Source organism: Winogradskyella arenosi (assembly GCF_003337305.1).
GTDB classification, from domain to species: domain Bacteria; phylum Bacteroidota; class Bacteroidia; order Flavobacteriales; family Flavobacteriaceae; genus Winogradskyella; species Winogradskyella arenosi.
The window spans coordinates 427,121-449,858 of the sequence record NZ_QPJO01000001.1; the positions used below are offsets into that span (position 1 = coordinate 427,121).

Genomic DNA, 22,738 nt, shown 5'->3' on the forward strand with positions numbered 1-22,738 from the left:
AAAATATTAAATATTACCTTCAATTAGCATGTGTTCAAAATAAATAATAGACTATAAGATATTTAGATTGTCTCTTATTAGACCTGTTATTGATTTAAAATTCCTCGCTCTTTATTTCATTATTAATACAGGCGTTTATACAAATAGAAATTTCTGGTTAATTGAGCCTAGGACCGTTGTACTAGTTTTGTTTTTGAGATAGACGATTTGGATTATTATTAAATTTTAAACAGAAATAGATTCACAAAACCAAAAGCGACATCGAATATTAACCGTTGACTTCAGATTTTAAGATTAAAAACTTTCCATTAGAATTCATAATCAACTTTTTAACTGTCACAATTTTTATCTTAGTTGACAGATGTAATCGACTTTGAAAATGCTCTATGAGTTTCTTTTTTACCGCATCGTTATAACTGTCATTCGGGATTATTAGCACCTCTAATTCTCCTTTTATTTTCTGATAATACTGAAGTCCTTCAATATGCGTATACAACTCGTTGTGTAAATTTAAGGCTGTTGGAGAAACAAAGGTATCATCTTTATTAAAAATTTTCATTTCTCGCCATCTCCCTTCTATAGCATTCAAAATAGATCCGCTATTAACGTTGTATTGATAATAGGAAGAAAAATCACCTGTTTTATAACGTATTAAGGGCTGTCCGTAATTATCTAAAGTCGTAGTAACTATTTCTCCAATTTTACCAACTTCTGTAATCACATTACTGTTTTTATCAACCAGTTCTAAATAACCATAATCATTTAACACTTTATATCTACCTTCTCCTTTAAAGTCTACAGCTAAGCCAAGTTTTTCGCTATGGCCGTAAACCGAAATAACAGGTAGTTTAAGTTTGTCTTTTAATAAAGCCTTTTGGTGCGGTAAAAATATTTCTGAACTCAGAAAAATTCCTTTAATGAAGTTTAAATTCCACCCTCGTTTATTAGCTATAACAGCAAAATGATATGCCGATGAAGGATAGCATTGTAGGTAATTAATCTTGTATTGTATAAGTGTGTTGTATATAGTTTCAAAATAGTCTTCTGTATTTCGAAATCCATCAAAAACTAACTCTTTAGTAATCGGGTTTATTTTACAGTCTATATTCTCGTCTAATTTAGTGTTTCTAATAACACCTCTTAGTTGATTTTTATAGCCTCTTGTAGCCCATATCTTATGAAAAAAGGCATATTCCTTTTTAAATCTATCTTTTTTGAGATAAAATCGGCTTGGTTTACCAGAGGTACCTCCTGTCGTTACTATTTCATATTCTTTACTATCAAATTTTTCGGATAATAAATCTTGTTTATCTTCAAACAAGTTATCTCTTGTTAAAAACTGTATTTTATTTTCAAAATCGGCTCTACTCTCAATGTTGAAATTGGAATATTTATTAGCATAGTAGGGTACATTTTTAATCGTATAATTAACGATGCTAAAGAGTTTTTTATCATTGATTTTGGAATCAAAATTGATTTCATCGTAATAGCGCCTATAAGTTTTACCAAATAAGAATCTATTCCCTGGAATGATTTTATATACTAAAAAAGCAAACAATGGATATTTATCCAGCTGCGTGTTTATTTTTTTTACAAAATTAATAATTGAATTCATTTGTATTCACTTTTTAATCTATTATTACTACAAGCACAGATAAAACTAATCAATAAACTAAAGAGTATAATTCCTCTTTGTCTAACTAAAATAGACTCAGTAATCATAAAAATTACAAACGCAGCTACAATTATAATAGACAGTGTATTTTTAGATTTTATGGCATAAAACAAGGCAAATACTAAAGTTGCTATTAAAAAAATAAGCCCTAATATTCCATAATATATGGTTTGCTCTAAATATTGATTATGAGCGTTATATTTATACCTAAAACCAGACTCAAAACCAACAATATCGTATTCGTTTATTAGTAATTCTTCTCCTCGTTCTCTTCCGCTCCCAACCCATAAGTTTCCTTTTTGAATAGATTGAACTACGGCTTCCCAATGAAGCCATCTAGTACTTAAACTAGGGGCTTTAAAATCGGTAGTAGAGCTTTGTGTATTTCTTTTTTGAAAATTTGGAGATAGCATAAGTCCTACCACTGAAATAGTAACAATTGCTATTGACAATATTTTTTTACTAATTGAAAATGATGGAAACAATTCAAAGAATAAAAATAGTACTGAGCCAACTAAAAGAACCAATAAACTAATTCTAGCACTTACAATATATAAAGATAGTATTAGAAAGAGGCTACAGCCGTAATTAACCCAACGATTATTAATCTTGTAAATAAAAATATCTCTAATAAAATAGAATATAGCAATAACTATAAAAAGTGCCATATAGGTGGTGTGCATTTCTAACACTTTAGAAAAATCAGTGTAATAAAAATAGGTGCCTAAATCAAATATTTTAAATAACAATGCTTTTAATAAACCAATACATAGGCTTAATACCACACCAAAGCTAAAAACTTTTAATACATAATTAAACAGCTTCTTTTCATTAAATGAAGTTAAAATGATTGTAGGTAAAATTAAAAAAGGTAGGTTTTTTGTTATCAGTTTAGAATCGAAATTATCTATAAAAAATGAGTTAAATATACCTAACCAAAATGGAGAAGAAATCAGTATAATTGGAATACAATTTCTTTTAAATTTATCGAACCAACAGGTCCAATCATTGTATAAAATCCAGGAGATAACAAACAAAATTAAGCTTAAAGAGTTTAAACTATACTTTGGCAATGGCACAGTAATTACAAATAAAAACAAAGACCAATAAAAAAACGGTGCAATTTTTTCCTTCATTTAAGTGCATTAGTTAAGTTTAAAGTAAGGATGTCTTGACCTACCGAATTTAAATGTATTCCGTCTGCCATAAATATATTAGTATTAATAGGTGCTAATGCTTTCAAATCAATAACCTCTACATTATCATGTTTTTCAAAATCTTTATATACTGATGTAATATTTTGATACAATTTTTCAAAACTAGACACTTTGTAATGTGGAGGCGAAACTAAAATAATTTTTGATTTACGCTTCAACAGCTTATCTATTATTAAGCTTAAATTCTTTTTAGTTTGCTTCACTTTTTCTTCGTGCGCCCCTAAAAATAATATGTAGGTGTCAGATTGTGGCAATTGATTAATTTGATTTAATAACCTTTCACTATTATTTAAGAGGCTTACTGAGTGTTTATAACCAAAGACATCCGTGTTATTACCAACAAATTTTACGTCTTCCAACTTTTGACTTATCGATTTTCGTAGATATTTTAAATCTAACCATATTAATTGAGAATCTCCAATCATACACACCGTATGATTCCCTTTTTGGTTCAATTCTAAATTAACAATAGAAAAATTAGAGATATTTATTTGCTGACTAGGCTTGGTATTGATCCAATATACTCCTTTAAATTCTATAGTATCTGATTCCTTTGATATACTAACACACCTAAAATAATAGTCATCGTTTATTGCGTATGAACTATAAGGACTTAAGTTTTCATTTCCTATAGTATTATTATCAATAAGCCTCAAATAATCATAGGATACAGAATCTAACTTCACATTCGTAAAGCGTTCTATTGTTTTAATCTCACCCCAATTATAATTTAATTGAAAGAACTTATTCTTTGCCTTATATTGAAAATCTATCGCTAGATAAATTAAAAGGGATAGAATTGTCAAAAAAACAATTTTATTAGATGGAAGGTTCTTCACTATGATATTTAATTATTTTTGCAGGAATACCAGCAACTATAGCATTATCAGGAACATCATTGATCACAACAGCATTTGCTCCAATAGTAACATTACTACCAATTGTTATAGGCCCTAAAACCTTTGCCCCGGTCGCAATATATACATTGTCTCCTATTTTAGGTACTTCGTAATGTTTAGACTTTCCGCCAATGGTGACATTGGTACCAATTGTGCAGTGACGACCAATAGAAACTCTTTTATGTAAAACAACCCCTATTCCACCGTATCCAAACCTTGTTCCTTCTTTTATTTCACACTGATAAGGAATACTAGAATTATAAAGTAAAAAACATAGAAGTTTAATTAATTTAGGCACTATTGGAATATGCCATTTGTATAACTGATGACTAAGTTTATATAAATAATAAGCGTTTAGCATTATTTAAGAGTATGGATTATATAGTTTTGATTTAATTAATAAAGTTCTTATAAATTGAGTAAGCAAAATATAGTTATACTTTAATGTAAAAGAAAAATTACCGTAAGCGTCAAAAGTAGGGTAATACTTAGAAGCTTTTTTGTTTTTTGTGTAAAATTGTAAGTATTGCTTATTTGAAAATCCTTTAAAAGGATTCTTTTCTAGCATCTCATCAATATTCAACTCCTTATCATAGCTCACTTTATTTTCATCTTGATGCATCTTAACTCTATGAACTCTTATATTTTCTTTATTTTCAAATTGAATTATATAGCCAAGATTAGTTAGTGGGTTATTATAATTTAACTTTTTACCTAAATAAACCGTTTCAGGTATCGCGAAATTTCCTATGGAATAAAAAATATATTTGCCCTTATATTTTTCTACATCTTGAACAATATGAGGATGATGAGCAATAACGCTATCGACTCCTAAATCAATAAATTTCTTAAATAAGTCTCTATCGGCTGGTACAGGATAAGGACTTAACTCTAAACCGCAATGCGATATGACTATTATTGTTGTATTAGGATTTTTATCTCTATATCGTTTTACTTTTTCAAGACTATCTTTATCAATAGAATTTACTCCTTTATTACTAACGGGTAAGGTTAGTTTACTATTAAAGGCAAATACACAGTAATTCTGATTATCATCTGTGTTTTTATATTCTATATAAGGATTTTTATCTGTTCCGAAATAAGATTTATTATCATTATCAAGAATGTCTATAGTAGCGTTTAACCCTCTCTTAAAATCATTTATATGATTGTTTGCTAAAATTAATGAAACATCATAGTCTTTAAAACGACCTAGGGCATGATTATTTGAATACAAATTATATTTATGAGGGTTTATTGGTCTAAGGACTTTATCATCCAAAATAGGCCCCTCTAAATTCAATATTAATTTGTCATGTGGTTTTATTAAGCTTTTGAGTAAGGGGAATTCAAGATTACCATTCGGATTAACAAAATCACCTAAAAAAAACAAACTCATAAATTTCGATTTATATAATTAAAGAAATTATTAGATACCACACCATTAGAATAATTATCAATAATTCTATTCTTAGCCTTTTCAGATAGAATTAGCCATTGATTATTGGATATAACTTGTGTAATTGCCTTATTATAATCCTCTTCTGAGGCTTCCTTACTAAGAACAATACCACAATCATCTACTATCGTTTTATTAAAACCATTGTTAGACACAACGGGCACAAGCCCATAGGCCATAGCCTCCGTCAACGCGTTAGATTGACCTTCTCCCGGGTGCAGTGATGGAAATATAAAAAAATGAGAGTGCTCTAATAAGCTATTTATTTCGCTTTTGCTCTTTGGTGGTAGAATAATTAAATTCTCATTAGCATAACGTTCTACATCTTGTTTTAAATCTAAACTATTAAAACCTCCTATTACTATTAGTTTAATATTAAAACGTTGTTGTAATAACTCAAAGGTTTTTAGAATTGTATAAATTCCTTTAGTTTCAGTTATTCTTCCAAAATAGATTATCTGAATTGGTTCAGTATCTATTAACGTTCTCTTAGCTGGCAGTATTTGATCATCTTTAACATAATTAGGGTAATATAAAATATCTTTATTTTGACTTAAATCTTCAATAATAAAATTTTTATAAATCAATCCCTCAACGGCAATATGCTTAGATAAGGAGAGAAGCTTTCTAATAAAAAATCTATAAACTCTTGTGTTTTTATTGTAATAATCTATAAAAGAACCTGCTCTGATATCTGTTAAAATATCTTTATTAGACATTTTGAAGACTAGAACCAAAAAAAACTCGATATAAATAAAATACTTATACAGAGGGGTAATATGTACTAATGTAGCCTTAGAGGAGTTAAAAAGAGAATGATTGACACATCTAAAAAAAAATAAGAACCATTTTAAAAGATATAAAACAATTTGAACAGGATTCTTGGCATATAAAATTGGGTAGTGAATAGCTAAAACTTCGATATTCTGTTTTTTATACTCTTCAATATTTCTCTTATTTGCTGTAGCATACCCGCCTACAAGTTCTCGCTTATGGCTTGGTATTATCCCTAAATAAATAACCTTCGTGTACTTCATTCTTCTAATAAGGTTTTTTGCTTGTTATACAATATTGGATAAACAAATAATATGGTTATTGTTAGCATGACTAAGTTATTTAAAGAAAAAGAAAATAAACTATCAAAAAATAACATCCCATAGACAATACATAACATCTCGAGTTTATCATATCTCATCCTTCTATACATTAAAGGGATTAAAAGGACGAAAAGATAGGATAGTCCACCTAATATTCCCATTTCTACAAACAAGTGAGGGTAGTATGTATCCGTTGTCGCTAGAAGGGTAGTATCATACCAGTTAAAATCTATTTCATCATAATATGGCGAATTATACTTGGTAGATGCCGGCCCACCAAAAACTCCAATACCTTCTCCCAACAAATTAAAATCTTTAAATTCATTGAACATAGCTCTATAAGATTCCGATCTTGCAGAATTACCTTCTGTAACGTAAAGTCGTAATCTTATTTCAATAGATTTCTCTATAGAATCACGTATTTCACTCCCTACAAGAAAATAAAGACATATCGCTACAGGTGGTAGTATTAGTAAATACTTTAGCTTTTTATAATACTTAATAACCAACGTTATTAAAAAGAAGCCTATAGTTTTAAACGATGTACTAATAAACACACCTAGTGAAAAGATTACTAAGCATAGTTTTCTATACCTACCAAAATAATAGTAATAGGTAAGCCAAAACGCCATAAAATTCAAAATTCCAAATGCTCCAAAAAAGATGACCAGTCCTGTAGCTCTGAGTACACCAAAAGTTTTGGCTGGCCAATAGATTGTTTTATTTTGACTTTCTATGAAATACCTTATATAAAACCATTGCCGTTGTGGATCAATATAATAGTAATAATAATTATTTAATTGGACTAAAAAATTAAGGAGGGTAAATATGATAATAAATCCTACAAAAAGATTAAGCTTATGTTTGTTGTAATACCCATATAACAGTACTGCTATTGGAAAAAAATACCTAATACCATCTTCTAATGCTGCCTTATAATTAAAAGATTTAGTAAAAGCAATTATAAAGAAAAAGATAAAAACCAATAGTGCAAAAAGCAGCTTACTTGGTATTTTTATTTTTAACCAAATCGGAAAAATTAACATCACACAGGTTAATACCTTTATTGGTGAAGATAAAAATGGATAAATGTAAGACACAATTTCACCTACAAAGACCATAATAAGAGGTATCAGTAAAGTGAAATCATTAAAATATTTTAATTTTAATTTCATCTAATTATAAATCAAATCCTGTTATTTATTCTCACCAACAATATAAACCTAAGAATTAAACTCATTAAACTTGAAAGAGCGATTCCTATCAAGCCAAATTCATGGTATAAGAAATAACTTAGAATAACGTTAGCAATTAAGGCAGAAAGGTTAATGGTTAAATTCTGTGAAAATAACTTTTTAATTAGGACTACTGCTCCGTATGAAACTGAAATAGCTTGGATAAATTTAGCTGCTATAATTATTAAAAACACATATAGTACGGAGCTATAATTCTCAAAGTAATAATGTGTTAAAAAAAGAAACACCATAACCAAAATCAAAGTCATACTAGCCACTAAATACAAAATTTTCTTTCTAAGTACTTTAAAATAGTCTATTTGCTTCTTTAGCTTTTCAATATCAACCTGAACTAAAGTTAAAGGAATAATAATAAGTGCATTGGCTATATTTAATGAAAAACTATAATTCGCAATTTCAATATCTGCAGTATTTGATAATAATTTGATGATCAATATATCTGTATACAAAAACATCATATTAGCAAAATTACTCACAACAATAGTTAACGAACTAATAATTAGTTTTTTAAAAATAAACCAATACCGTTTTAAAGTATGAAAAATGATATTATTCTTATAAACATAAAAGATGGTATAGCAGAATAACAGAGGTAATAACAAGTAACTTACATATACAAATGCAAAATCGGGTTCTTTAGAATATAGAATAGTTATAAGTACAATGCTATAAAACAATAATGAAATTACAGCCTTATAAATGGAAGCATAGTTACTCCCTTTATGCGTTAATATAAAGGGAGGTATAATACCATTATTAAAAAAAATGGAATGAAAATATATGGGTATTAATAAAAATAAGTAATTAAAAAGATTAAGAAATGGCGCTGTTATTATAGATAAACCAGTAATAAACAATAAGGATATAAATGTGAAGTATACCTTACTCTCATTACTTTTAGGATAACTTAATATTAATGTAGGTAATCCAAAAGTTAGAATAGCCGCACCAAGTTCAATTATTTTTTTATAGAACTCTAAGCTTCCATAATTTTCTTTTGTAAGATATAATGGAGCTATTAGAAGTATTAAGTATTCTAAACCTCTACTAAATAATATTGAACTGCCATAAAAAAAATATTTTTTCAAAATTCTTACTTTCTAACCCCACAAAAATCTAATATCACCTTATCCGAGGATATTTCTAAGGTCTTAAACTCATCATGAGCTACCAAAAAAGCAAAAATATCAGCTTTATCTACAGCTTCTTGATAAGGGGTAATTTTAAACACCTTATGGTCATTTATGTTTGGTTCTACAATATAGTAGGCTTCATTGTTTGAGTTTTGCAATACTTTTTGTGCAATATATTTTGCAGGAGACTCTCTTAAATCATCAATATTAGGTTTAAATGCAAGTCCCATTAAAGCAATACTAGGTTTACGTCCATGTTTTAACTCAAACTCTAATTTTGCAGTTTGAACTTTTTCTGCACACCAAAAAGATTTATAATTATTTATCTCACGGGCTTTACCTATAATTTTAGACTCCATAGGATAATCAGATACGATAAAGTAAGGGTCTACAGCGATACAATGACCACCTACCCCACAACCAGGTTGTAATATATTAACCCGAGGGTGTTTATTAGCTAATTCTATGAGTTCCCAAACATTAATATTCGCTTTATCACAAATTAAAGATAACTCGTTAGCAAAAGCAATCTGAACATCTCTCGATGAATTTTCCACTAATTTACACATCTCGGCAGTACGCGCATTAGTTTTATGCAAGGCGCCTTGAATAAATTGCTGATAAAATGCAACCGCTTTTTCAGTTGATTTTTCATTTACTCCACCAATAACGCGATCGTTATGCACCAATTCGTACATTACGTTTCCTGGCAAAACACGCTCTGGACAGTAGGCAATATTAATTTTATCTTGTAGCTCTGGACGCTCAGTATAAATCAATTCCATCATCTTTTCAGTTGTACCGATTGGAGATGTTGATTCTATGATATAAAGATCATTTTCTTTTAGTAAAGGTAATACTGCTTTTGTTGCCGCTTCGACAAAAGAGATATCAGGCTCATTTTTAGCTTTAAAAGGCGTAGGTACAACAATTAAATAGGTGTTTGCTTGCACCGGTGTTGTGGCCGCTTTTAAATAACCTTCTTTCACAGCTTCTGCTACTGCTGTATCTAATTCTGGCTCTACGATATGTATTTTTCCTTGATTTATTGTTTCAACAATACTAGGATTGATATCTACGCCGTGTACATAGGTATTGTTTTGAGCAATTAAGGCCGCTGTTGGCAACCCTATATACCCTAATCCAATCATTACAACTTCAGGTTTATTCATGTGATTTATTTAATATAAAATCGACGATACGTTGACAAGCTTTTCCATCTCCATAAGGGTTGTGAAGCTTACTCATTGTATCATAGTTTTTTTTATTGCTTAAAAGTCTTTCTGTTTCACTTATTATTTTATCCGCATTAGTGCCTACTAGTAATACCGTACCGGCCTCAACGGCTTCAGGTCGTTCTGTTGTATTTCTCATGACCAGAACTGGTTTACCTAGACTTGGAGCTTCTTCCTGTACACCACCACTATCCGTTATAATTATATGAGATTTATTCATCAACCACACAAAAGCTGGATAAGACAAAGGGTTTACTAATTTTATATTATCTTGATTACTCAATAATTCATAAACTGGCTTTTGAACATTTGGATTTAAATGAACAGGGTATATGATTTGAACATCTTCATGATTTTGAGCTATCTGTTTCAAGGCTAAACAAATATTAATAAAGCCTTCTCCATGATTCTCTCGTCTATGGCCTGTTACTAATATTAGTCGCTTTGATGCATCTACGACACTCTTTAAATCCTCTATTTCTTGGTCTGAATACTCCTCAGAATTTACAATAGCTGAACTATAATCTAGAGCGTCTATTACCGTATTACCAGTTACTAAAATATTAGATTCTTGTATATTTTCATTCAACAAATTTTGCTTAGATGTTAAAGTTGGTGCAAAATGATAATCTGAAATACGACCTGTAATACTTCTATTGATCTCTTCTGGAAATGGAGAACGCTTATTAAACGTTCTTAAACCGGCCTCCACGTGGCAAATTTTAGCTCCAGAATAAAATGCTGCAATACTAGCAGACATCGTCGTTGTTGTGTCGCCATGAACGTACACATAATCTGGATTAAAATCTTCTAAAACTGGTTTAAGTTCCGTAATAATATCGGAAGTTAAGGTATAAAGGTTTTGATTTGGCTTCATTAAATCCAAATCATAATCCGGAATTATATTATAAAAATCTAAAACTTGATCTAACATCTCTCTGTGCTGAGCAGTAATGCAAACTTTAGTTTCAAACTTATCTGAATTTTCTAAGAATAATTTCACTAATGGGGCCATTTTTATAGCCTCAGGACGCGTTCCGAATATAATAAGGTTTTTCTTTTTCATTTAAGAATAATATTCTCTTTTTAGTCTAATTACAAGGTATTAAACTTTGCAAAAGCAAAAATACTATTATAAATGGTTTCAGCAATTAATTACTTCAAATACAGTTAATATCTTCCTAAATACAATAACCCATTAAAATTTCTTTAAACTTTAGGACCAACTGAAAATTGTTTTATATAAAGCTTAGCTCTAATGAAGCTCATCATAACGAGTGCTCCAAATACACAGAACATAATGACTCTATTCTGATAACAAAAAAAAATAGCTTAAGTAGTTAATATAGGCACCAATTTATAGTTGGTTTAAGATAACTGAATAGCTATTTTAAGGCCTCTCTCTTAATGTTATTCCTCTAAATTAGAATAGGCTATTAGCAAACTTTTTTCCCAAGCAGGAATCTTTATGTTTAAAGTTTTTTTAATTTTAGACGTATCTAAAACACTGTACTTAGGGCGTTTTGCTGGTGTAGGATAATCTGAAGTTCCTATTTTATTAAGTTTAATTTGGCTGTGCGCTATCTTAAAGATTTCATTAGCAAAATCATACCAACTTACTTCGCCTTGATTGCTATAATGGTAGGTACCAAAATCGGTATTACTCTGTTCTATAATTAGTAAAACGGCTTCTGCTAAATCCTTGGCGTACGTTGGGCTTCCTATTTGATCACCAACAACCCCAATTTCATCACGTTGGCTAGCCAATCTTAGCATTGTTTTCAGAAAATTATTTTTGTATTCTGAATACAACCAAGAGGTTCTTATAATAAAATGTTGTTCTAAAGTCTTAGCGATAGCCTTTTCTCCGTCTAATTTGGTTTTGCCATAAACCCCTAACGGATTGGTAGACGCGCTTTCTAAATAAGGGCTATGCGCTTCCCCATCAAAAACAAAGTCTGTAGAAATATGGATTAAAGTCACTCCGAATTTTTCACAAGCTTCAGCAATATTCCGAGCGCCTAAATAATTCACCTTATCGGCTAATTCAATAGCTTCTTCGGCTTTATCTACAGCCGTATAAGCTGCACAGTTAATACAGTAATCAAAAGCTTGTGTGTTAAATACAGCTTCAATATGGTCTTTATTTGTAATGTCTAATTCTGAAGAATTTTTAAAAACAAACTGAAAATTTTGATGCTTAGAGGCTAAATCTTGAAAGCAATGCCCCAATTGACCATCTTTAGCAGTAACAAGTATGTTTATCATAGTATAGCATCTTTTAATTTAGGTAAAATGAGGTCTTTGTCTGAAAGAATAAAATCGGTACTTGGCAATTGCCAATCGATATTTAAGTCGTCATCATTGTAAATTATACCTGCTTCTGATGCTTTGTTGTAATAATTATCGCATTTATAACTAAAAATGGTTTCATCTTCTAATACAATAAAACCATGTGCAAAACCTCTAGGCACAAAAAGCTGCGTTTTATTGGCTTCCGTTAATTCTACAGCTACATATTGTCCAAACGTTTTAGAATCCTCTCTAATATCTACCGCAACATCTAAAACAGCGCCTTTTACCACACGAACAAGTTTAGCTTGGGCATGTGCTCCCAATTGATAATGTAAACCTCTTAAAACACCTTTAGAAGATTTAGATTCATTATCTTGAACAAAATTGACCTCTAAGCCTAATAATGAATTAAAGGTCTGTTGACTAAAGCTTTCAATAAAATAACCTCTTTTATCTGTAAAAATATTAGGTTGCAAAATATAGCAACCTTCTAATTTTGTTTCTTTAAATGTCATGCTTTTTATTTCGGTAATAAACTTAATAAATGCTTCCCATATCCGCTTTTAATTAAAGCCTTTACAAGAGCTTTAAACTGCTCCTCATTGATATACCCCATTTTAAAAGCCACTTCTTCAATAGCACCAATTTTTAAACCTTGACGCTCTTCAATAACTTGAACAAATTGAGACGCTTGCATTAAAGATTTAAACGTCCCAGTATCTAACCAAGCCGTGCCTTTATCTAAAACACTCACCTTTAATTTCCCTGCATTTAAATACGCTTTATTAACATCCGTAATTTCCAATTCTCCTCGATGGCTAGGGGTAATATTTTTAGCAATTTCTACTACAGAATTATCATAAAAATAAATCCCTGGAACGGCGTAATTAGACTTCGGCTGTTCAGGCTTTTCTTCAATAGAAACGGCCTTACCTGATGCATCAAATTCTACAACACCATAACGTTCTGGGTCATGCACATGATAGGCGTACACAATACCACCGTCAGGATCGTTATTTTCTTGCAATAATTCAGCTAATCCGGTTCCATAGAAAATGTTATCTCCTAAAATTAAAGCCACTTTATCATCGCCAATAAATTCTTCACCAATAATAAAGGCTTGAGCCAAACCATTAGGTTCTTCTTGAACCGCGTACTGAAAATCACAACCAAACTGTTTTCCGTCACCTAATAATTTCTGAAATAAAGGTAAATCTTGAGGTGTAGATATAATTAAAATTTCCTTAATCCCTGACCACATTAACGTCGATAAGGGATAGTAAATCATAGGTTTATCATAAACCGGCATTAATTGTTTACTTACTGCTAAAGTTAAAGGGTGTAATCTTGTCCCGGATCCCCCTGCCAATATTATTCCTTTCATCTTAGTTATTGTATTTATTTAGGTACCATTCTATGGTTTTCATGATGCCAGATTCAAAATTCTCGCTAGCCTTCCACCCTAATTCATTTTCTAATTTAGTAGCATCAATAGCGTATCTAAAATCATGACCAGGTCTATCTGTAACAAAAGTGATTAATTCGGCATAAGAACCGCCATCTTCTTTTGGTTTAATACTGTCTAGGATTTCACAAATTTTATGAACGATATATAAATTATCGCGTTCATTCTTTCCACCAACATTGTAAGTCTCTCCAGCTTTTCCTTTCTGAAAAGCCAAATCAATTCCTGTACAATGATCTAAAACGTACAACCAATCTCTAATATTCTTACCATCTCCATAAATTGGGATTGGTTCATTAGTGATGGCTTTTCTTATGATGGTCGGAATCAACTTTTCATCATGCTGTTTTGGACCATAATTATTACTACAATTGGTCGTTACCACATTCATCCCATAAGTATGAAAATAACTTCTTACAATAAAGTCTGAGGAAGCTTTAGACGCACTGTACGGACTGTTAGGTGCATAAGGGGTGTCTTCCGTAAATAAACCAGTTTCCCCTAAAGTACCATACACCTCATCTGTTGAGATGTGATGAAATCTATTATTTTCACAACCCATCTTAAATGTAAAAGGGCCTTCCATCCAATGTTTTTTAGCGACATCTAACAAATTAAATGTTCCGTTAACATTAGTTTTTACAAAGGCATCAGGGTTTTTAATAGAATTATCTACATGAGATTCTGCAGCAAAATGAATAACACCAGAAAACTTATAGGTTTCAAATAAGGAATTGACAAGCGCTGTATCACAAATATCCCCTTCTACAAAAGTGTAATTTGAATTATTTTCAAGTTCACTTAAATTACTCAAATCCCCTGCATAAGTCAGCAAATCGAGATTAACCACCTTAGTATCCTTGTAGGTTTCTAAAAAATAAACGATGAAATTTGAACCGATGAAGCCTGCGCCTCCGGTTACTAACATTATTTTACTCATAATTTTTAATAAACCTTATAAATTTAATAAATAAAAACCCAACAGTTAATAACAACAATACGAAAATAGGAAGTTTAAAATAGAAACGATTTATTAAAAGCTTATCGTAACTTCCAAATTTATCGAAATCAGAGATGATATCGAAATAAGTATTCTCTTCAGCAATCAAAGAATTCACTTCATTAAGATTTCTTCTAATCTCTTGCTCTTTTATAAATAGTTCATACTCTTTGGTGATTGATCTTTCTTGTTGCAATGGGATACTAGAACTAATAGCAAACGATAATGCTTTATTTTGAGAATCATTTTTTAATACTTCTAAATATGTTTTCTGAAGGCTATCTAAACGCGACAATTCTGTGGTTAAAGACTGACGCTCAATATAAGCAATAGTATCTCTAACCTGCATTTGATGTTTTGAATATTCATTTTCAAAGGTCTTTTTTAATCCCTTAGTTAAATCTAAAAAGATATTTTGCTTACTAGAATACGCCGTAATCGTAAAAATATGACCCGATAAAAGCCCTCTATTATTGATATACTCTCCGTAACTCAATTCGTTAACCAAAGACGTATCTACAGATTGCAGGTATTCATCATACTCTAAGAATAAATCATTTTGAGTCTCTGGTCCTGCTCTAAGTTCAAACACCTTTAACTGTTTTGCAGAGGCACTATCAATTTCAAAAATAGTAGATAATTCTTCAATATTGTCTGCACTTATTAAGGCGTTAAAGTAATCTATATCACTCTTTAATTGATACTTGGAGTCAAAATGCGTTTTAACGATCAAATCAGAAAAATAAATCGGTTTTTTCGTTTTTTCAATCACAAAACCAACAATAAACGCCGCGACTAACGCAATACCTACGATTTTAAAATGATGTACTAATGGTTTTAAAACATAAATAAATGCTGAAAAAATGCCTTTAAAAATACGTCCTATAAAAGCAAAAAACTTATCGAATAACTTTCCTATAGCATTAAACAATTGCCCTAAATCAACCTCTTCATTTTGGGGTTGCTGCGGTAACTTTTCACTCATTTCTTATGAATTAAATATTTGTTCTATTATTTTTTTTGTAATGACGTAAGTTGGTTTAACCCCTGAGGTTCCTAGACCTCCAGAAGCTAAGGTTGCCCCTGTTTCTAAAGGGTTATCACTAGCGTAATACGCATAGCGTACTTTAACATCTTCATTGATGTTCCCTCTTACCTTAGAAGCGGCCTGAATGGCTTTTTGATAATGTGCACCCTCCATTTCTAAACCAATAACATTCCAAGTTGATTTTTTAAAGAATTTTAAAATCTCTTTATTCTGAAGTGAGGTTCCTAAAACAGTAACCATTGTCCCTTCGTAAACAGAGACCCCGCAATCAGAAAGATCATCTTTACTCAATTCATTTTTAAAAGGATAGTTATCTGCAGTACCTTCAAAAATATGCGCATTAGGAATCATAACATCTCCTTTTCCTCCTTGTAAAATACCTGCTTTCCCCATAATAGAGATCGATTCTACATTAAGGTGAACATCTTTATCCTCAACATAAATTGGCTTTAATAATTCATCTAAGGTTTCATACGCCTGTTCTCCAAAGGCATAGTCCATAACAATCAGTACCGCTTTCTTCTCTTTAACCTCTTCTAAATACTTAAATTCTGTTTTAGAGAAATCTATTTTATCGGTATCGAAAATTTGAATGTCTATGTTTGTTCCTGAGGTATCTTTGATACTCATCATACCATTTTGAAGGGCTAATTTTTCAATTTTAGCTCTTAAATGTCCGTTTTTAGAATCACTTAAGGCTTCATAGATTTGAAAAATATCCTTTTTAGCATCTGCACCTTTAAGGGCCCCTTTAGCAAATAAAGAATTCATAACACTGTGCATATTGGCACTGATAATATGAATAGGACGCTCTAAAAGGCCTTTCTCATGTAAGGCCGTCTTAATGGTATCTGCCCATATTTCACCGTGAATATGGTGCCCTAAACGCTCTCTTAATACAGGACTAAACGTAATGGTACGCTTAACGTTATTAATGGTTTCTTCTATAGCTAATTTTCCTAACCAATATACAATATGTAGTAAACGCTCTGGCTGACTTTCTGTTGCAAATTTAGGATAAGCGTCTGTTAACTCATGAAACGTACGACCTAAGATATTTGCCGTATGCGTAATAGCTATTTCGCGCTCCTTTTGTGTTAATTTGTTAGAAGACAATACCGCGTTTTCTAATTTCTGCCAATCTCTAACCGTTGAGCCGTCTTCATCAATAATAACGCGTTTGCTAATTTTATGAGACTCCACAAATAAAAACGTAAGGTGCGTTAAAATATCATAAATCTCTGAGCGCCCTCTAGTGATTTCAATATTCATTTGCTCATCGTCAATACGATAACAGTTACGTCTTCGTTTTGGTGGAATTATAGATTTAAAATGCGAATTAGCATACCCTTCATCACTAGTTAAGTTAATAAAGGTACACTCTTCTATTCCTTGTGGTAAACGGTCTACGACGTAAAGTAAGCCTTCTAATTCTGCTTTTTCTTCTCCAATAGAACCGTAAATTTCTGGACGTAAAAGTAGTAAAGCCTCACGTAAAGTTTCTCCAGAAACTCCCATAGGCTTATAAAAACCACGATTAAAAAGGTGGCGCATAGTAATATACATACGCTCTATAGCACTAGAACTCTCTTGTGCTCTTGTTCGTCCTTGTTCTTTTTTTGTTGTACTCATATAATAATTTAACCTACAAATATAGGCTTATTTAGTTAATTTCAGTTCATATAAGCGGTCTGCAATTTTTCGATCGTTGGACAATCTTGGAATTTTGTTTTGTCCACCCAATTTCCCTATAGATTTCATATACGTCTGAAAACCATCTTTTTTAATTCTTGTGAGCTGTAAGGGTCTTAACACCTTTCCTGTTATTAAATCGAAATAATAACTGTTTTGTTGTTGTAAGGACTGTTCTAAAGCTGCAATAAACTGGATTTCATCTTCAGGGGCGTTCTCAAACTCAATAAACCATTCGTGATAAGGCAAACCTTCCTCAGGATTTATTTGCGGTGCCACCGTAAACTCATTGACCGAAATTAAAGTATTTTTTGTCGCTTCTTTAAGCGCTTGTTCCACTTCCTTACCTATAACATGTTCTCCAAAGGCCGAAATAAAATGTTTAATTCTCCCGCTAACAATCACTCTATAAGGCTTTAAAGACGTAAACTGAACCGTGTCTCCTATATTGTAGGCCCATAAGCCCGCAGTAGTAGAAATAATCATAACATAATTTACACTTAACTTAACCTCTGCAATGGTGAGACGCTTTGCGTTTTCATCAAAAAAATGTTCCGCCTCAATAAATTCATAAAATATGCCCGAATTTAATTGCAGCAACATCCCTTTTTCATTTTGCTGATCTTGAAACGCAAAAAATCCTTCACTCGCCGGATATAATTCTATACTATCCACTTTCCGCCCGATAAGATTCTCAAATTTTGAACGGTATGGCTCGTAATTCACCCCTCCAAAAATGAACAAATTAAAATTCTTAAATAAGTCGCCTACGTTCTTACCAGACTTCTCAATAAGCTTTTCAAAATACATTTGTACCCATGATGGAATTCCAGAAATGATACTCATGTCTTCATTTATGGTTTCCTCAACGATGGCATCAACTTTAGTTTCCCAATCTTCAATGCAATTGGTCTCTAAACTTGGCAATCTATTTTTTTGTAAATACTTTGGAACAAAATGCGCCACAATACCAGACAAACGTCCTAGTTTAATGCCGTTTTTTTCTTCTAAAATAGGACTACCTTGTAGAAAAATCATTTTACCATCTACAAATTTAGAATTCCCAGTTTCATGAATATACATTAGAATGGCATTTCTGGCCGCTTCAATGTGTGTAGGCATACTTTCCTTGGTAATAGGAATATATTTAGCCCCAGAAGTGGTCCCTGACGTTTTAGCAAAGTACAAGGGTTTTCCCTTCCAAAGAATATCTGGTTCACCAGCAACAACACGTTCTACATAGGGTTTTAAATCTTCATAATCTCTAATTGGAACTTCTTTCTGAAAGGCCTCATAAGAGCTTATGCTTTCAAAATTATGATCTTTTCCAAAGGCGGTATGTTGTGCTGAAGATATTAAATCTTGAAACACTTTTTGTTGGGTTTCTACAGGGTTGGAAGACCATTTATTGATTTTCCAAGCTATATATTTCGCAAACGGTTTTGAGAGTGCGGCTTTAAATGATGCCATTACTGAAAATTAATAAAGTTAATAGGGTTTACAGAATAACCTTTACTCCAAAGTTCAAAATGCAAGTGAGGTCCGGTGGTTAATTCGCCCGAATTCCCAGACATAGCAATCACCTCCCCAGATTTTACAACATCGCCTTGGTTTTTTGTAATTGCAGAATTATGCTTGTACACCGAAATAAGTTCTCGGTTGTGCTCTATAATCACCACATAACCGGTTTCTACAGTCCATTCCGCAAAAATTATGGTGCCATCTGCTGTGGCTTTCACAGGTGTATTTAGAGGTACTACGATATCTACCGCGTAATGCTTTTCTTCTAAGTTATAGCTTTCAGAAATGGTACCATTAACAGGAGGAAACAACACATAACTCGATTGATCTGCGGTTTCTTCAAACAAGCTGTACTTATCTTCCTTTTCTACTTTTTCCCTTAAAAGGGAGTCTTCTTTGTTGGTTGGTACCTGTAAAATATCAAGATCATTCTTAGCGGCTTCTATGATAGAATCTCTATTAAAATCTATAGTTGCCACGTCTCCTGTAAGCACTTTTCTTATGGAAGCGTAATACCGTTTGTTCATCTCTAATTCTTGAACTAAAGAATCGGTTTTATAGTTTAAAATCGTGGCCTTCTTTTTTAATTTAGCTGAAGAATACCCCGGAATATATTCTCTTAAAGGTGTAAAAGCAATTAAGAGCACCGTAAAAAATATTAACGAAATTGCGGAGATGGTAGATAACACAAAAACGTTAAGCCGTGTTAGTTTAATAGCGAAACGTTCTTCAAAAGTATCTTCATTAAGGATCACCAATCGATACTTATGTAGCAATTTTTTCCTGAATTTTTTCTCTTTATTTTTCTTTTTTGCCATCGAAACAAAATTAGTTAAAATCCTGTAATAGCATCATCATAAAGTCTTAAAGTTGACTAAAGAATACTATTATATAAACTATAATCACTAACTTTGTACTCTAAAATTTAATATTATGATTTTCAGCAATATATTTTTATTTATTGGACCATGGCAATATGTAATTATTGGTCTTGCGATACTTTTATTGTTTGGTGGGAAAAAAATCCCTGAGTTAATGAAAGGTTTAGGTAGTGGAATTAAGGAGTTTAAGGACGCTAGCAAAGAAGAACCTAATGACGTTAAAGAGAAAGACTCTAACGCTTAAGAAAAAGACATATAACAAAAAAGCCAACTAATAAAGTTGGCTTTTTTTGTTTCTTATTTAATGTCAATGGATTTAATCATTGCTTCCAATTCAAATATATAATCCCGTTTTTCTAATGACGGTGCATACACATAACCATCGGCAACAACATAGCGGTTGTTTACTTTATCTTCAATGGCATAAGTAATAAACGGTCCGGCCATTGTAAAACCATTCATCACCCACATACCGCGCACTTCATAAGCCGCTTTATCATCTATAACGGTTTCAAACATTGAAGGCACATAGGCGTCTTCAACTTCCATATAAATATCGTCTTCTCCAGGAATTTTAGTTTTAGTAATCTCGTTTCGCATTTTTACGATATCTACAATAGTACTATCTCCTTTAGAAATGGTTTTTATAGGAACTGTATAAAGCATTAAATCGATCGTTTTAGTATTACTTAAACTCTTTCTAATCCAGAAAAATTCATCTTCAGACTTTCCTACTTTATACGCAGAAGGAATATCTATAGTAATCCCCAATTGGTTTTCGATATCCTTATCTGAAAGTGGTGATAAATTAATTCGTCTTAGCTTCTCCTTCACCTCTTCTTGGGTAAAAGCTTCGATAATCTTATCCTTATTGGTCTTTAACTGCGCTATGATATCCTCATCGGTCTTTCCGCCAACAACAGCAACTGTTTGAGGTTTAGCAAAGGCTTCATGGACTATTTTAGTCGTAGTTTCAACATTTCCTTTTTCAATTTTAAGTACAATTCTGCTTCTCGCCGCAAAACCATCAAAAACCTGCGTTGGAATTTGTTTCATGTTAAACATAGGCTCTTCGGTTGGTAAACCATTAACAGGGGCTGCGAAAATGCCTCTAATAGCCTCACCGACTTCGCCCTCCCAAACTATATTATCAGCAACAATAGAAATGGTATTTAAGTTTCCGTTAGATGAGGGTAAATAAGTCCGATTGTCATTCTCCTTTTTATCGCCACATCCTAGCAATAACACACAAAATAATACAGTATAAAAAGCTTTCATAGTTAAATGTTTAAGTTGGGTTTTTATTTAGACACAATAAGTGTCATTCCTATTTTGAGTTTATTACCACTAATATCGTTCCATTCTTTTATATTATCAACAGAAACGCCAGGAAACTTTTGAGCGATACTCCATAGTGAATCGCCAGACCTTACCTTATAAGTCTGTTTCCCAGCGGTATTAATGACTTTTTTAGGCGTTTTAGTGGTCGTGGTAACATTGTGATTTTTTGGAAAAATAGTAAGCCGTTGGCCAATTTTTAGGTTATGACCACGAAGTCCATTCCATTGTTTTAGCTGACTCACCCGAACTCCATATTTCCTTGCAATCTTCCCTAAGTAATCGCCACTTCTTACGCGATAGGTAATTTTACTCTCTGCTTTTATGAGCTCTGGTAAAGGTTTTTCACGTTTTTCAAATTCAGCATTAGCATAAGCGTAAATTTGATCTTCATTGGTGACAAAAGTACCTATAGCTGTACGTGGTAATCTCAGGGTATAGGTTTTACCTTCTACTTTTGGTATAATATCTAATTTATAAGCCGGATTCAAAAATTGTAAGGCTTCAATTTTAATCCCAGTAGCCTCAGAAACATGATTTAAAGAAATCATTTGCTTTACATGTACAGTATCGGTTTGTACCAACTGAAAATCTGGTCGTTCTGGTTTAAATCCGTGCTCTTTAGCATATTCAAAAATATACATTGTGGCTAAAAAGGCTGGTACATATCCTGCGGTTTCTCTTGGTAGATTATGACGAATATTCCAATAATTAGTAGCCCCATTAGAGCGTCTAATGGCTTTATTAACGTTCCCTGGACCCGAATTATACGCTGCTAACGCTAAATCCCAGTCATTAAAAATACGGTAAACCCTATTTAGATATTCAGCAGCCGCGGTTGTTGCTTTTATAGGATCGCTACGATCATCAACATAACTACTCACCTCTAAGCCATGTTCTTTCCCTGTTCCATACATAAATTGCCAAAGTCCGGTGGCGCCAACACGAGAACGCGCTCTAGGCTTCAAGGCCGACTCAACAATAGCCAAATATTTCATCTCTAAAGGAATATCATGAGTAGCAAATTCTTGCTCAAACATTGGAAAATAAAAATGACTCAAGCCCATTAACTTTTCAAACGATTTACGTCGGTGTTTTAAGTAGCTTTTAATTACACTCTCTAAAGAGGCATTATATTCTACATTAAAGGGGGTTCTAGCGTTTAAACGTGCTAACCTCGCCTTTAATGTGTCTGTAGAAAGCTCAGGATACTCAACGGGTTCGTAACTCATTTCTACGACAGACTTATAAATGGTGTCGTAAAGCGCATTGCTATACAGCTCATCTAACCACTTTTTATCTAAGGCCGCAGCTTCAGGTAAATCTAAAAGGTTTTTAATATCTAAAGAGTCCTGAATTGGATGAATCTTATCTCCAGATTTAATCAACTTGCCATCAATTACGGAAGTTTGGCTTGAATCAACTTTAGTCGATGTACTTACAATGCTATCCGTTTTAACTTGTGCTACAAGATGAGCACTACAAATAATTGTACAAAAAAATAATACTATAACGCGTAGCATAGCT

General features: G+C 32.1%; 21 protein-coding genes. 1 reads left to right on the forward strand and 20 read right to left on the reverse strand.

The window, feature by feature from the left end; genetic code table 11:
- Positions 1–268: 268 nt before the first annotated feature.
- The 18 genes from DFQ08_RS01760 to DFQ08_RS01845 form a co-directional block, all read right to left on the reverse strand.
- Entirely contained in the window at positions 269–1,615 is a 1,347-nt protein-coding gene (locus tag DFQ08_RS01760) for a phenylacetate--CoA ligase family protein (protein ID WP_114308075.1), read from the reverse strand.
- Complete coding sequence (locus DFQ08_RS01765; protein ID WP_114308076.1) at positions 1,612–2,811, reverse strand: O-antigen ligase family protein; 1,200 nt, start codon at positions 2,809–2,811, stop codon at positions 1,612–1,614. Before DFQ08_RS01765 ends, DFQ08_RS01760 begins: the two co-directional genes overlap by 4 nt.
- Positions 2,808–3,698 carry an SGNH/GDSL hydrolase family protein gene (locus tag DFQ08_RS01770; protein WP_147269429.1) on the reverse strand — a complete coding sequence of 297 codons (891 nt, stop codon included), beginning with the start codon at positions 3,696–3,698 and terminating at the stop codon, positions 2,808–2,810. The genes DFQ08_RS01765 and DFQ08_RS01770 overlap by 4 nt, the downstream gene beginning before the upstream one ends.
- A 13-nt stretch (positions 3,699–3,711) precedes the next feature.
- Positions 3,712–4,152 carry a serine O-acetyltransferase gene (locus DFQ08_RS01775; RefSeq protein ID WP_114308078.1) on the reverse strand — a complete coding sequence of 147 codons (441 nt, stop codon included), beginning with the start codon at positions 4,150–4,152 and terminating at the stop codon, positions 3,712–3,714.
- Positions 4,153–4,155: 3 nt separating this feature from the next.
- Positions 4,156–5,190 carry a CapA family protein gene (locus tag DFQ08_RS01780; protein ID WP_114308079.1) on the reverse strand — a complete coding sequence of 345 codons (1,035 nt, stop codon included), beginning with the start codon at positions 5,188–5,190 and terminating at the stop codon, positions 4,156–4,158.
- On the reverse strand, positions 5,187–6,287 hold the full coding sequence (locus DFQ08_RS01785) for a glycosyltransferase family 4 protein (protein ID WP_114308080.1): 1,101 nt from the start codon (positions 6,285–6,287) through the stop codon (positions 5,187–5,189). The genes DFQ08_RS01780 and DFQ08_RS01785 overlap by 4 nt, the downstream gene beginning before the upstream one ends.
- Positions 6,284–7,522, reverse strand: a complete 1,239-nt coding sequence (locus DFQ08_RS01790; protein WP_114308081.1) for a hypothetical protein — start codon at positions 7,520–7,522, stop codon at positions 6,284–6,286. Before DFQ08_RS01790 ends, DFQ08_RS01785 begins: the two co-directional genes overlap by 4 nt.
- An 11-nt stretch (positions 7,523–7,533) precedes the next feature.
- Positions 7,534–8,691 (reverse strand): MATE family efflux transporter, encoded by a 1,158-nt coding sequence (locus tag DFQ08_RS01795; protein WP_114308082.1) that lies wholly within the window; start codon positions 8,689–8,691, stop codon positions 7,534–7,536.
- A gap of 5 nt (positions 8,692–8,696) precedes the next feature.
- Positions 8,697–9,908, reverse strand: coding sequence for a UDP-N-acetyl-D-mannosamine dehydrogenase (wecC, locus tag DFQ08_RS01800; protein WP_114308083.1), 1,212 nt, complete (start codon positions 9,906–9,908; stop codon positions 8,697–8,699).
- Entirely contained in the window at positions 9,901–11,037 is a 1,137-nt protein-coding gene (gene wecB, locus DFQ08_RS01805) for a non-hydrolyzing UDP-N-acetylglucosamine 2-epimerase (RefSeq protein ID WP_114308084.1), read from the reverse strand. The genes wecC and wecB overlap by 8 nt, the downstream gene beginning before the upstream one ends.
- Before the next feature lie 344 nt (positions 11,038–11,381).
- Complete coding sequence (gene rfbD / locus DFQ08_RS01810; RefSeq protein WP_114308085.1) at positions 11,382–12,239, reverse strand: dTDP-4-dehydrorhamnose reductase; 858 nt, start codon at positions 12,237–12,239, stop codon at positions 11,382–11,384.
- Entirely contained in the window at positions 12,236–12,781 is a 546-nt protein-coding gene (rfbC, locus tag DFQ08_RS01815; RefSeq protein ID WP_114308086.1) for a dTDP-4-dehydrorhamnose 3,5-epimerase, read from the reverse strand. Before rfbC ends, rfbD begins: the two co-directional genes overlap by 4 nt.
- Before the next feature lie 5 nt (positions 12,782–12,786).
- Positions 12,787–13,650, reverse strand: a complete 864-nt coding sequence (rfbA, locus tag DFQ08_RS01820; protein ID WP_114308087.1) for a glucose-1-phosphate thymidylyltransferase RfbA — start codon at positions 13,648–13,650, stop codon at positions 12,787–12,789.
- Position 13,651: 1 nt separating this feature from the next.
- A complete protein-coding gene (gene rfbB, locus DFQ08_RS01825) occupies positions 13,652–14,671 on the reverse strand; it encodes a dTDP-glucose 4,6-dehydratase (RefSeq protein WP_114308088.1) in 1,020 nt (339 codons plus the stop codon).
- The gene (locus tag DFQ08_RS01830) at positions 14,664–15,716 is read right to left on the reverse strand and encodes a hypothetical protein (protein WP_114308089.1); all 1,053 of its coding nucleotides are present in this window, start codon (positions 15,714–15,716) and stop codon (positions 14,664–14,666) included. The genes rfbB and DFQ08_RS01830 overlap by 8 nt, the downstream gene beginning before the upstream one ends.
- Before the next feature lie 3 nt (positions 15,717–15,719).
- Positions 15,720–17,411 carry a DUF6909 family protein gene (locus DFQ08_RS01835; protein WP_114308090.1) on the reverse strand — a complete coding sequence of 564 codons (1,692 nt, stop codon included), beginning with the start codon at positions 17,409–17,411 and terminating at the stop codon, positions 15,720–15,722.
- A 27-nt stretch (positions 17,412–17,438) separates the two neighbouring features.
- Positions 17,439–18,941, reverse strand: a complete 1,503-nt coding sequence (locus DFQ08_RS01840; protein WP_114308091.1) for a GH3 auxin-responsive promoter family protein — start codon at positions 18,939–18,941, stop codon at positions 17,439–17,441.
- Positions 18,941–19,810, reverse strand: coding sequence for a M23 family metallopeptidase (locus DFQ08_RS01845; RefSeq protein WP_114308092.1), 870 nt, complete (start codon positions 19,808–19,810; stop codon positions 18,941–18,943). The genes DFQ08_RS01840 and DFQ08_RS01845 overlap by 1 nt, the downstream gene beginning before the upstream one ends.
- Positions 19,811–19,925: 115 nt before the next feature.
- Between DFQ08_RS01845 and DFQ08_RS01850 the strand changes: the two genes are divergently transcribed.
- Positions 19,926–20,117 carry a Sec-independent protein translocase subunit TatA/TatB gene (locus tag DFQ08_RS01850; protein WP_114308093.1) on the forward strand — a complete coding sequence of 64 codons (192 nt, stop codon included), beginning with the start codon at positions 19,926–19,928 and terminating at the stop codon, positions 20,115–20,117.
- Positions 20,118–20,170: 53 nt separating this feature from the next.
- Here DFQ08_RS01850 and DFQ08_RS01855 read toward each other — a convergent pair whose 3' ends face one another.
- Together DFQ08_RS01855 and DFQ08_RS01860 are read right to left on the reverse strand one after the other, a co-directional pair.
- Positions 20,171–21,151, reverse strand: a complete 981-nt coding sequence (locus DFQ08_RS01855; protein WP_114308094.1) for a DUF4837 family protein — start codon at positions 21,149–21,151, stop codon at positions 20,171–20,173.
- Positions 21,152–21,174: 23 nt separating this feature from the next.
- Complete coding sequence (locus DFQ08_RS01860; RefSeq protein WP_114308095.1) at positions 21,175–22,734, reverse strand: LysM peptidoglycan-binding domain-containing protein; 1,560 nt, start codon at positions 22,732–22,734, stop codon at positions 21,175–21,177.
- Positions 22,735–22,738 lie beyond the last annotated feature (4 nt).